We start from the raw sequence: 11343 nt of genomic DNA on the forward strand, positions 1-11343 counted from the left end.
CGCTCATTAAATAAACAATCCGACATTTTTTTCAGTCTATGTTAAAGTGGCTAGAAGATATACAATTTTAAATACCCAATATGAAAATATACTTTATTATTACAGCTATAGTACTCATTGTCTTGAGTTCTTGTGACCGAACATATGTTGTCTCAGGAAAAGTGATTAGCGATGTAGATGGGCAGATGATAACGAATGCAAAGATAATTACTTCTGAACGCCTTACGATATATAGTGATTCGTTAGGTAAGTTTAGGCTAAATTTATTCGGACCTGGGTCACGAAGTGATAAATTAGAAGTCTTAGTGATTAAAGAAGGCTACGAGACAAAATATTTTGACTTAAGTAAATATGAGGACGTTCATAATATTACATTAGAATTAAAGCCTTATAATACGCCTTTCATAACAAAATATCCACTTTCATTTGTTACAACAGCTTATTATGTTAATTTGACAATTGTCAACTTGATAGTTTTGTTTACGCTAGGTTTCGTTTTTTTTAAAAAAGTTAAATATCGTTGGCTTTGGATAGCATTAATTCTTCTTGTAAATTTAACATTGAGAGTCAATTATATCAATGGATATATTGATGTCGATTTTTTTCATTTTCCTTTTTATTTTAAGCATTATTCATTTTATCCTTTTACCTTTAAAATACCAATACTATTCTCAACTATTGCATTTTGGAGTATTTATTTCATAGATAGAAATAGAATTATCAAAAATTGATTGTAACTGAATGAAAGAAGACAGGCTATCTCAAACAAACGAGAAAAATCACCTACATACCAAATCCGAAGAAGTACAAGCCATAATCGACCGTATGCCCACCTATTGGGTGAAATGGGTGGCGCTGTTGTAATGTAAGCATTCGGTGTACCCCGTATTGTTTGTACCTTTTTAAAAATTCATGCAAGATTACTTCCAAAAAAGTTGTAAAACATTCGGAGTCGGTTTGGAGTTTTTAGGACTTTTCCTGCACCCACCTGTCGGGTAACAGTTCCGCCAGGTCCCTTGAGTAGTCGTTGTCGTAATCATGGATATGCGCAAGCACATGGATCATCCAGCCGCGGAAGTCCAGTAAGCATTCGATAAACTACAGGTATTAAACCTTTATATATAACAATAGCGACTGTCACTATGAACCTAATAGTTGCAGTCGCTATTGTTTTGTTGAACCTATATCTTGCAGCTTGGGTTAGTTACCGGATTCTGCAGTTTGTCTGGTCAGCACACTTTCCGGATGTTGCAACTTCCATTTGTGCGGAAGCAGATTCAGGAGTTCCTCATGCGTGGCCTTTTTATGATAAGGCATTCGGGCAATGATGTCATTCAGGTAATCCCTCGGATTCACATCGTGTGCCTTGCAGGTAGCCAGCAGGGAACAGATTACAGACATGTTGACAGCCGCCTCGTGGTTACCGCGGAAGAGGTAATTCTTTCGTCCCGGTGTGATGGGGCGGATGACATTTTCCGCCAGATTGTTGTCCCAAAGCAGGCGTCCGTCTTCCAGGCATCGCATCATGTTGTCCCATCGGGTATAGGCATATGTGATGGCTTTGCCGGCCTGTGAGTTGGGGCTGTACTTGATGCCTTCCGTTTCCATCCATGCCTTCATGGCTTCCAGGATGGGACGGGCCAGTTCCTGACGCTTCATCTTGCGCTCACCGTACGACAAGCCCGCTTCATTGCAGCCATGCTCTATCTGATAGACGTGCTGTATCCGGGTCAGCCCATGTCCGGCCATCTCCCTGTTTTCATCAAGGGCCTGTTCAAAATGGCGGCGGATATGCGCCAGGCAGTTGACCGGCCGCACGTCGGGGTTGGTCTTGAAGGCTGTTTCATAGCCTGCAAAACCGTCGCATTGAAGATATCCCTTGAAGTGGTGTTGATTTGCCAGGGATTCGATGACCGCTCCGGCCCGCGATCCCTTGTCGTAATGGAAGATGACCGGTTTCTCCATGACCGACCTGACCATCCATAAGTATTCCTTGTCGGCCTTGTGCTTTTCCCTGTTGATGACCGGAACGGTGGTCTCGTCCGCCCGCACATGGTCACAGGAAAAGACTTCTTGCTTAAGCACCTCATACAGAGGCTGCGGCAGCTCCACCGTTTTCTTGAACCATCCGTCCAGCGTGCTTTCCGTAAGGCCTTTCATCCCAAGATGCCGGTATTGCTGTATCTGACGGTGGAACGGGACGTGATATTCATACTTCTGGAGCAGTATCTCGGCAAGCAGAGTGGCATCGGCGATGCACTTGTCGACAGGCATCGACGGCATGGGGGCAATCTCCACTCCTTTCCGCCCCCCCGGGAGGAAGCCGCGTGTTGTCCTTGAGCGCATATTTGGGGCGGATGATTTCCTTTACATAGAGCATCCCCGGCTTGTGTTTGACAACCCGGGTTACCTCTTCACCCATTCCGCGGTATAAGGACAGGTCCACGCCATCCGGTTCAATCACCTCGGTTTCAAGTACAGGCAGGTCTTCTATCATTTTTCGGTTCTGCCGCTTCTGTTTCTTTTCCTCAGCGGATTCCTTTTCTATCTTTTCCACAGCCTCGTCGCGCTTTTCTTCTGCCTGTCGTTGTAGACCGGCAAATTCATCCGCAAAGAGATCCGGCATGCCGGGGTCGTAGACGGGAAGCTTTTCCGATTTACGCCCAAAGAGTTGGCGGTTCAGCCATGCGACCCGGGCCGTCAACTCCCTGACACGTTCCCGCAGTTTTTCATTCTGCTCCGCTTGTTTTTTATTGGTGGCGGACAATGAGGCAATGGAGGCATTCAGCTCTTCTATCGTCTTGAGTAATATATCCTTTCCGTCCATTGCCTGTCTCTTTTTTATTGATGCAAATATACTAATTGTTAGTGGATTACACAAATATTATCCGTACTTTTGTTCAAGAAAAAAGCAGGTCACACATGGTACTCCTTACGCTCAGCCCTGAGTCGCCGGAGCCTTTGCCGCGGATTCTCCCGGATGCCCTCGACCATCATCACCAGGTCGCGCCATTCCATGGGATAGCTGTTTGATTCAGGGTCGTATTCCGGCAATTTGAAGCGCCCCGCCTCCAGCCGTTTGACGTACATCACCATGCCACCGTCTTCGGCATGAGGCAGTTTCATGAGTTTGCGCCCGGAGCCGACAAAGATGAACACGTCGCCGTTCCTCACTTCGCTCCTCATCTTCTCATGCACCAGTCCGCACAGCGAACTGATGCCCTTGCGCATATCCGTCCTGCCGGGACACGGAAAGTGGCGCATCGTGTCGTTCAGGCTAAACATGGCCGCCTTCGAGACTATGGGTTAACAGTTTCATCAACAGTTTCTCTGATCCGCTCCCGAAGTGGGCACGGAGTCCGTTGGGAAACAGTAAGGCCACACCCTGCGACACCTGTTCACCCAAGGTCAATTCCGCGGTTGGTTGTTTGAAGCTGATGGGAGCCAATTCCTGTTTGAGACTGTCTTTTTCGGCAGAACATTTTTTACGCCAGTAGTGATAGGTTGAATAACTTACACCTATCTGTTGCAGGTACAACTTCAATGGCAGGTCGCTTTGTTGAACCTGCAGTTCCAATTCTTCAAATTCGGATCTATTCATAATAATTGAGGTTTGATTGTATATGCTACTGCAAAGCTACAACCAAACCCCAAGGTTTAAAAGGTGTATTTGTTCGAATGCTTACGGTTCTCAATTCAATATTCTGTTTTTCAATACTTTCTTTCTTATCGAAAATAACTTGTAAGCAATTTTAAAATTTGATTTGAAATCATATAAATTTAATCGTAAAAGGCTACTTATGGCTTCTTTTAGTATATAAAATACATAACGATTATAATTTATGTTTAAATTAGGGTTCTTCAAATGAGCAATAGAAAGTATATATTTATGGTAGTATCTCTCAAATCTCAAATCGGGAATAATACGATTTTCCCGTGCGTGAAAAGCTTTTGCATAAGGTGAGAATCCAATATTCAATCCTTTGTATATAACTCTGTTACAGTAATCCACATCTTCCCCTGTGTGAAAAAATAAAGGATCAAATCCTCCAACTCTCCGAATGCATTCTATAGATACCAACCAAATAGCCGCATTAATAAAATTACATGAATATACACGTGATCTTATTTTATTCAAAATAAGGTCTTTGATAAATATTGGGGCCCCCGACGAAATGTATCTAAAAAAGTTTTTATCAAGGTCGAGCCCATCACCCGTTAAATGAAGGGGACTCAATATCCCATAATTCGAAATGTAAGAAAAACAATCTATTAACTCTCTTATCATTTGTTTTTCTACACGTACGTCTTGATTAACAAGTAATACATAGTCGTAATTGTTATCCAATGCATATTGAAATCCGAGATTATTGGCTTGGCCAAACCCTATATTTTTCGTATTCTCTATTAAGGTTATGTGCGGATATTCTGTTTTTAATATTTTGATCGTGGAATCTTGGGAAGCATTGTCAATAACTAAGATTTTTGTTTTGTATGACGATTCTTCTAAAGATGAAAGACATGATTTAATCCAATTTTCACCATTATATGTAACAATAACAGATAAGATTTCAGGACTCTCATGAGATTTTACCGGATGGTATAATTTGTTAATTTCTGTAACTTCATTTTCATAATAAGCAGGTCGATAGCGCATCGAACCATTATTGTGACCCTGAGATGAATAAAACTTTTCTTCATTACCTGGAATAACGAATTCTCCATGCCCCCCAAAATCGATGATTTTCATTCCAAAATAGTTCAAAACTGTCGGGATGAAAACTTCGTGATGTCCCCAACTTCTTCCCCCCTTTAATGTATTATTCAAAAGCTTCAATGCACCTTTTGAAATCCGGTAAATCGGATTAAAAGATTTAATCATCTGTGACAAAGGTAAATCGACATCGTTTAAATGGAATGAATGCCACCAATACCAATTGGGAAAATCTTTAAACCTCTCTATGTGAGATGAAAGAAAATCAGCATCAATATGGTCAAACGAAGAAAACAGATAATCCCATTCTCCCGTAAAATAGACATCATATTCTATATTCCAATAATAATCATATGTAGGGTAATCTTTAAAAAATTGCAATACAGCAAAGTGGTTGCTTCCGGGTATAATTGTTTCTTTGATTGGTTCATAACACAAATTGTTTAAAGATTCAACATCAAAATAATAAGGAATGATCCCTTCCGGTATATCAACATTTTCTTCCTCTTTATTAAAAAGAAGAAAAACGTCACTCATATTTTTTACAGAGTTTTTAATATTTACGTATCTCTCTATAATTGTTTCATCAATTCTATGGGTAACATATAAGATTACTGTTTTTTTCTCTTCCATCACTAATGATTGTAGTTTTGCAAGTTAAGAAAAAATAAGATGGTCTAGCCTCCTCATTAATCGGACTTTATTTTCCCAGGTGTTGCAAAGTTACCATTTTCCCTGAAAATGAGAAAACGATATAAAACCGTTGTTTTTATATGGAAGGTAATTTTTTTATATATTTCCTCTATAAATCCTTTTTTTGCTTGAATAAACCCTTTTAGTGATAGTTTACATCACTTTAGGCCAATAAATATACTAACGGAAGAAGCGGGTCTTTCGTCAAAGTATAATAAATTTCCTCTTCGAACTCTTATGTTTCTTGAGCGGCGTTCAATACGGATTGTCTGCCAAAGTCAGTTTGCAAAATCGGGGTATGAATCCACCACAAATATAAAGGCTTTACAAACAATCCGAAAAAACCAAAGGAAATCTCCTAGCCAAGAACAAAAAGCCCAAAACCAAAAAGTATCATCATTCAGAGTACGTGTGGAGCACCCCATCGGGAATGCAAAAAACTGAGAATTGTCAATGATGAGTGCCGTTTGAGAAAAAATCAGTTCATCCAAACAGTATTTGCAACCGCTGCTGCTCTCCACAATATGAGGGTTACGCCTTACCCCGCCTAAGGATAAAATTTAAAACTATGTAATGTCAATTCAATACCGCTGATACTTGCCTGACAAAAAAAGAAAGTAGCGCGACTTTGCGATTTGGACACGAATCCGCCTCCTTCCATTGGCCTGTTTGATGGAGCTGGGCGATTGTGGATATCAAACTGACGATTTGGAAAATCCGCATAAAAGCTGTCGGTCTTTCAGGAGATCGCCTCAGGAAATCATTTTCTTCCGAAATCAGCGGGGATCTCACCCCATAATTTTGTTTCCCATTTCAGGATCGGGTTGGGATAGCTGTTGGCTCTGAGCCAGGCCTCAGCACGTTCGATCAGGTCAAAGACCGGTCTGTTTGCGGTGGTTTGCGCTAATTTGGTGTTGCATTTTTTGTTTGCCACCCATTTGATGGCATTCACACTGTCGGAATAGACGGGGATGGTGCTGCCTCTCTGTTTGAGCAGCGCCAGTGCATGTACAATGGCGAGGAATTCACCGATATTGTTTGTTCCCTCTGCCATTGGCCCCATGTGGAAGATCTCTGTCCTGTCCGCCACAAATACTCCGCGATATTCCATTAAACCCGGGTTTCCGCTGCAGGCGGCATCGACCGCGATACTTTCCGGGAGGAATTTTTCCGCGGGCTTGGATGCTCTGCCTGAAGCCGGCTTTTTTTGCTGTCGGGGCTGTAGGGACTTCCATGGGTTTCCCGAGAAAGCCTTTTCCGCTTCCTCAAGAGTGGAAAACGATTTGTAGAGGGCGCTCTCGAAACCGGAAACCTGTGCTTTACAATCATCCCAGGAATGGTAAATCCCTGGTTTCACCCCTTTCCAAACGACGTAGAACTTCTTTTTCGCCATCGACCGGGCCTCACATCGATTCGAGGATATAGGGGGTTAACTCCTCTTCCAGTTCCTGATGGCGGGGTTTCTCCTCTATCATGACGATGCTGTCCACGATGAATTTGGTATATCCCCGCCAGGGCAACGCGCCGAAATACTCTTTGTAATGCAACTGCACATTCTTGCCGCCGGATGTCATCAGTTGTTCCGCAATTTTTTTGTCCTCTACCGAGAATTCAAACTGATTCGACTGTAACCCACCCGGTTTGTCGGCCCGGAATCCCGACTGGATCAGTTTACCCTCGTAGGTTTTAAAGATAACCCCTTTGTAGACAAGATAGTTCAACTCCCCCGATTTTACCCCCGTTCCAAATACATAATAGAAACGTACGTAAATGAAAATTCCGAGGGCGAATATCAATATTCCGAGGAACCATAATAGTCCCTTGCGCATTCTTTTTTTAGTAGGCTTTAAATCATCCATATCAAAATAATTTATGTGTAGAATATAAGACGCGCCTCGGGTAAGCTTAAGCAAGTTTAGCTTACCTCTCGACTTTCTTTATATTTGAGTCCGTAAAGATACCTCTTTTTTGACTTTTTATGGAAATCGTTGTGCAAAAAACAGCGGTAATTCTCCGATTTATGGTATATTTGTGCCTTGCGCGTCATTAGCACTTCATACGTTATGTATTTCATGTGACAACTGATAAAAAATTGAACTATTATTATGAACAGATTGATTGCGGTCTTTATTCTTCTTTTGGCGACCTCAGCCCTTTCGGCACAAAGTGCATATCACTTTTCAGTGATCAAGGAAAATCCTATTACACCGGTAAAAAATCAGGCCAGTTCGGGAACTTGCTGGAGTTTTTCGGGTATAGGAATGTTAGAGTCGGAACTGATCCGTATGGGGAAAGGGGAATTTGATCTCTCTGAAATGTATGTCGTACGCAGAAACTATGAAGACAAGGCGCAAAAATATGCACGCCTGCATGGCAATCTCAATTTTGCGGCGGGGGGGTCTTTCGCCGATGTGGTGGAGACCATCAATGAATATGGCATAATGCCGGAGGATGCATACCGGGGACTCAATTACGGTTCTGAGACACATAATCACGGCGAGCTGGATAAAGTACTGAAAGGCTATATGGATGGCATTATAGGCGCGCGGAGCCTCTCTCCTGTCTGGTCCGACGCGTTTTCGGCAATACTGGATACTTATCTGGGCCCTTTACCCGAAACATTTACCTACCAAGGCAAACAATACACCGCGCATACCTTTAAGGAGTTCCTTGGACTCAGGCAAGAGGATTATATTTCGTTGACTTCCTTTACGCACCACCCTTTCCACCAGGCTTTTGCAATTGAGGTGCCCGATAACTGGCGCTGGGCTAATTCTTATAATCTTCCTATCGATGAATTGATGGAAGTGATGGAGAATGCGATTATGAGGGGATACACCCTTGCGTGGGCCTCCGATGTGAGTGAAGCGGGTTTTTCACGTGAAGGGATTGCCATTATACCCGACGAAAATGCTGCCGAGAATGCGGGGAGTGATCAGGCCAAGTGGCTCGGGCTCTCTACCCGCGAACGGGATGCCAATCTGAGAGCCCGCGTGGGGACTGAACTGCTTGCGGAAAAAGAGATCACCCAAGAGATGAGGCAGGAGTCGTTCGATAACTATCAGACTACCGATGATCATGGCATGCAAATCTACGGTATGGCTAAAGATCAGAATGGAAACAAGTTCTATATGGTGAAAAATTCATGGGGTGAAACCGGTCCTTACAAAGGTCTTTGGTATGCCTCAGATCCGTTCGTGCGCTACAAGACTTTGAGTATTGTCTTGCATCGGGATGCCATACCCGCATCCATCGCGGCGAAATTGGGTTTATAGATCATTAGCTTAAGCTATATGGAAACCGCGGCCCTATACAATCTGTTCCTTCAATATCCTTCCGTCACTACCGATTCGCGGATATGTCCCAAGGATTCTATCTTTTTCGCCTTGAAAGGAGAAAGATTTAATGGAAACCTGTTCGCCGAAAAAGCGATCGAGGCAGGATGCGCTTATGCCGTTGTGGATGAGCCACCGGAGAGGGAAAACGACAGGATCATCCTGGTGAAGGATGTATTGCTTTCTCTTCAGCAGCTGGCCAATTGGCACCGCAAGAAGTTGAAAATTCCTATTGTCGGCATTACCGGGACAAATGGGAAAACAACTACCAAAGAACTGATCGCCGTGGCCCTGTCGAAAGAATTTAAAGTAGCTTATACCCAAGGAAACCTCAATAATCATATTGGTGTTCCCCTTACATTGTTATCCATGAATAAATCGCATGAGATAGGCGTGGTGGAAATGGGGGCCAGTCACCCGGGAGATATCAGGGAGCTGTGTGAGATGGCCGAACCCAACTATGGAATTATCACCAATGTGGGAAAGGCGCATATGGAGGGATTTGGAAGCTTCGAGAATCTGGTCGGCGCCAAATGCGAATTATATGATTTTATCCGCGAGCGAGGCGGAAAAGTGTTTGTGAACAAAGACAACCAGATCCTGTACGAGCGGTCGGAAGGTATGAACAGGATACTTTACGGCAAGAATGATCCGTCGCTCTTTGCTTCGGGCACGATTGCCAATGCCACCCCATTCCTCGAATTCGACTGGAGTTTTTTCGATAGCCCTTACCGTGTCAAGACCCGCCTGGTAGGCGAATTCAACTTCGATAACGCCATCGCGGCGGTTGCAGTCTGCAAATTCTTCGGGATCAATGCCGGGCGAATCAGTGCTGCGCTGGAAGAATATGAGCCTACAAACCATCGTTCCCAGTTCAAGCGCACTGAAAAAAACGACCTCATCATCGACGCCTATAATGCAAACCCCACCAGCATGAGGGCTGCATTGGAGTTCTTCTCTTCCATCCCCTCATCGTTATCCAAAATGGTGATACTGGGAGAGATGAGAGAGTTGGGGGAGAGTAGTGATGAAGAGCACGAGAAGATAATACGGTTTTTGCGGGAACAGCCCTATGAAAAGGTTTATCTGGTAGGTCCCATTTTCAGCAAGTCGGTCGCGGAGAATGATACTTTCCGGTTGTTTGACGATGTGGAGGAGTTAAAAGAGACGCTCAAAAAGGAGCCTGTCTCCAATCGCTATATCCTGTTGAAAGGGTCCCACTCCGTCCATTTGGAGAAGGCGGTTGAATGCCTGTAAAGATTATTGACGGAATTTTACAGTCAGCATCACCATTTCCGAGACTGTGCCGATGCGGTATTGGGGGCCGACGAGCCCGATACCGGAAGTCACATAGATATGGGTGTTCCCTTTTTTCTTGTAACCGTGGGCAACCTCAAAAACAAACTCCGTGGCTATGTTCCCCGGAAAGGCCTGCCCGTGGTGTGTATGTCCGTAAAGCGCGATATCTGCTCCAGCTTCCGCTTCCTCGGCCAGATTGTCCGGCGTATGATTCAGCACGATCACCGGTTTCGACATCTCCACCGACTGGTCGGCAAGTATTTTTTTCAGGGGTTTCCTGGTGGGGACAACCTTGTCTTCACGTCCCACCACGTAAAGAGTGCTGTCTATTAGTACGGCCGAATCGCGCAATAGAGTGATCCCCACATTGTTCAATAGTGCGATTTTCTCTTCCGCATCGTAGCGGTACTCATGATTGCCCGTACAGGAGAATACCCCTAAAGGAGCGCGCAAACGCAGCAGTTCATCACCCATCCGTTGTTGCAGTATGGGTTCGATATGGGAATCGATAATATCTCCTACGAAGAGGATCAAATCGGGCTGCTGTGCCATGATGAGGTCTACAAACCGTTTTGTGTGCTGCCTGTTGATCATGTATCCCAAATGCAGGTCACCGATTACCGCAATCCTTAGGGAATCCCTTTGTCCCGCCGGTTTATGGATAGTTACGGGCACCTGTTGCACTACCGGATGCATGAATTGGTGTCGACCATGGGCCATGATGCCCGCAACAATCAGTATTGTGGCGAGATAGGTCGTTATTTTGAAACGCTGCGATTGTTCCCTTATACGCCATGGCTTGTGTGATATTCTTTGGCGTATGGCATTCGCCAGGTCGATTATCAGCCATATGCCGCCACTGTATAAAAGGAACAACATCCAACTGGTACCCATTACACGGATAAACTGGGTGATGGCCTCCGGCAGATGGCGGTAAAAAATAAAACCAATGGAATAGGCCAGCAGTTCCGTCCCGAAAATGGCAATCATTATGAGGCGTGCTGCTTTTTTCCCTTCAAAGGCGTTCCACCCTTTCAGGAAAACCAATATGTTGAGCGTAAGATGTATGATAAAAGCATTGATCAGCGCGCGCATGTCAGGAGAATTTTGAGGATGATTTTTTCGACGACTATCTTTAAACAATCGATAGTCACAAAGGAATTGCAATAGTACAACAAAAGTTGAACATAGTGAAATGTTTTTCAGGAATAATTTTACACCCTGATGTTTAAATATGCAAAAATCAAATCTAAACAAAAAACATATTACTAAATTTTCGTAACAGCCGCTGTTTTATTCGGT

General features: G+C 43.9%; 10 protein-coding genes and 1 pseudogene. 4 read left to right on the forward strand and 7 right to left on the reverse strand.

Annotation, left to right across the window (positions count from 1 at the left end):
- The first annotated feature begins 80 nt into the window (after positions 1-80).
- Both D7D25_RS00350 and D7D25_RS18360 read left to right on the forward strand, forming a co-directional pair.
- Entirely contained in the window at positions 81-731 is a 651-nt protein-coding gene (locus tag D7D25_RS00350; RefSeq protein WP_122966998.1) for a hypothetical protein, read from the forward strand.
- 10 nt (positions 732-741) lie between these two features.
- Entirely contained in the window at positions 742-864 is a 123-nt protein-coding gene (locus tag D7D25_RS18360) for a hypothetical protein (protein ID WP_255417110.1), read from the forward strand.
- A gap of 336 nt (positions 865-1200) precedes the next feature.
- Here D7D25_RS18360 and D7D25_RS00355 read toward each other — a convergent pair.
- The 6 genes and pseudogenes from D7D25_RS00355 to D7D25_RS00390 all read right to left on the reverse strand — a co-directional run bounded on the left by D7D25_RS00355 (position 1201) and on the right by D7D25_RS00390 (position 7236).
- A pseudogene (locus D7D25_RS00355) lies at positions 1201-2827 on the reverse strand (IS66 family transposase).
- An 89-nt stretch (positions 2828-2916) separates the two neighbouring features.
- Positions 2917-3285 carry an IS66 family insertion sequence element accessory protein TnpB gene (gene tnpB, locus D7D25_RS00360; RefSeq protein ID WP_185140189.1) on the reverse strand — a complete coding sequence of 123 codons (369 nt, stop codon included), beginning with the start codon at positions 3283-3285 and terminating at the stop codon, positions 2917-2919.
- The gene (locus D7D25_RS00365; RefSeq protein WP_122966999.1) at positions 3278-3601 is read right to left on the reverse strand and encodes a hypothetical protein; all 324 of its coding nucleotides are present in this window, start codon (positions 3599-3601) and stop codon (positions 3278-3280) included. Before D7D25_RS00365 ends, tnpB begins: the two co-directional genes overlap by 8 nt.
- A gap of 90 nt (positions 3602-3691) precedes the next feature.
- Complete coding sequence (locus D7D25_RS00370; RefSeq protein ID WP_122967000.1) at positions 3692-5347, reverse strand: glycosyltransferase; 1656 nt, start codon at positions 5345-5347, stop codon at positions 3692-3694.
- Between the two features lie 820 nt (positions 5348-6167).
- Positions 6168-6800 carry a viroplasmin family protein gene (locus D7D25_RS00385; RefSeq protein ID WP_122967002.1) on the reverse strand — a complete coding sequence of 211 codons (633 nt, stop codon included), beginning with the start codon at positions 6798-6800 and terminating at the stop codon, positions 6168-6170.
- Positions 6801-6810: 10 nt separating this feature from the next.
- Positions 6811-7236, reverse strand: coding sequence for a hypothetical protein (locus D7D25_RS00390; RefSeq protein ID WP_185140199.1), 426 nt, complete (start codon positions 7234-7236; stop codon positions 6811-6813).
- 276 nt (positions 7237-7512) lie between these two features.
- On the opposite strand from D7D25_RS00390, the gene D7D25_RS00395 reads away from it, so the two are divergent.
- Positions 7513-8682: an aminopeptidase C gene (locus tag D7D25_RS00395; RefSeq protein ID WP_122967004.1), complete on the forward strand. Its 1170-nt coding sequence runs from the start codon at positions 7513-7515 to the stop codon at positions 8680-8682.
- Between the two features lie 18 nt (positions 8683-8700).
- Positions 8701-9999 carry a UDP-N-acetylmuramoyl-tripeptide--D-alanyl-D-alanine ligase gene (gene murF / locus D7D25_RS00400; protein WP_122967005.1) on the forward strand — a complete coding sequence of 433 codons (1299 nt, stop codon included), beginning with the start codon at positions 8701-8703 and terminating at the stop codon, positions 9997-9999.
- 3 nt (positions 10000-10002) lie between these two features.
- On the opposite strand, the gene D7D25_RS00405 is transcribed toward murF, so the two are convergent.
- Positions 10003-11136, reverse strand: a complete 1134-nt coding sequence (locus D7D25_RS00405; protein WP_122967006.1) for a metallophosphoesterase — start codon at positions 11134-11136, stop codon at positions 10003-10005.
- Between the last annotated feature and the right edge of the window lie 207 nt (positions 11137-11343).

Origin of the sequence: Proteiniphilum sp. X52 (assembly GCF_003712195.1) — a bacterium.
Taxonomy (GTDB): domain Bacteria; phylum Bacteroidota; class Bacteroidia; order Bacteroidales; family Dysgonomonadaceae; genus Proteiniphilum.

Excerpts from the sequence above, each read along its gene's own strand:
- D7D25_RS00350 (WP_122966998.1), top strand. The coding sequence starts at position 81 with ATGAAAATATACTTTATTATTACAGCTATAGTACTCATTGTCTTGAGT.
- D7D25_RS18360 (WP_255417110.1), top strand. The coding sequence starts at position 742 with ATGAAAGAAGACAGGCTATCTCAAACAAACGAGAAAAATCACCTACAT.
- tnpB (WP_185140189.1), bottom strand. The coding sequence starts at position 3,285 with ATGTTTAGCCTGAACGACACGATGCGCCACTTTCCGTGTCCCGGCAGG.
- D7D25_RS00365 (WP_122966999.1), bottom strand. The coding sequence starts at position 3,601 with ATGAATAGATCCGAATTTGAAGAATTGGAACTGCAGGTTCAACAAAGC.
- D7D25_RS00370 (WP_122967000.1), bottom strand. The coding sequence starts at position 5,347 with ATGGAAGAGAAAAAAACAGTAATCTTATATGTTACCCATAGAATTGAT.
- D7D25_RS00385 (WP_122967002.1), bottom strand. The coding sequence starts at position 6,800 with ATGGCGAAAAAGAAGTTCTACGTCGTTTGGAAAGGGGTGAAACCAGGG.
- D7D25_RS00390 (WP_185140199.1), bottom strand. The coding sequence starts at position 7,236 with ATGCGCAAGGGACTATTATGGTTCCTCGGAATATTGATATTCGCCCTC.
- D7D25_RS00395 (WP_122967004.1), top strand. The coding sequence starts at position 7,513 with ATGAACAGATTGATTGCGGTCTTTATTCTTCTTTTGGCGACCTCAGCC.
- murF (WP_122967005.1), top strand. The coding sequence starts at position 8,701 with ATGGAAACCGCGGCCCTATACAATCTGTTCCTTCAATATCCTTCCGTC.
- D7D25_RS00405 (WP_122967006.1), bottom strand. The coding sequence starts at position 11,136 with ATGCGCGCGCTGATCAATGCTTTTATCATACATCTTACGCTCAACATA.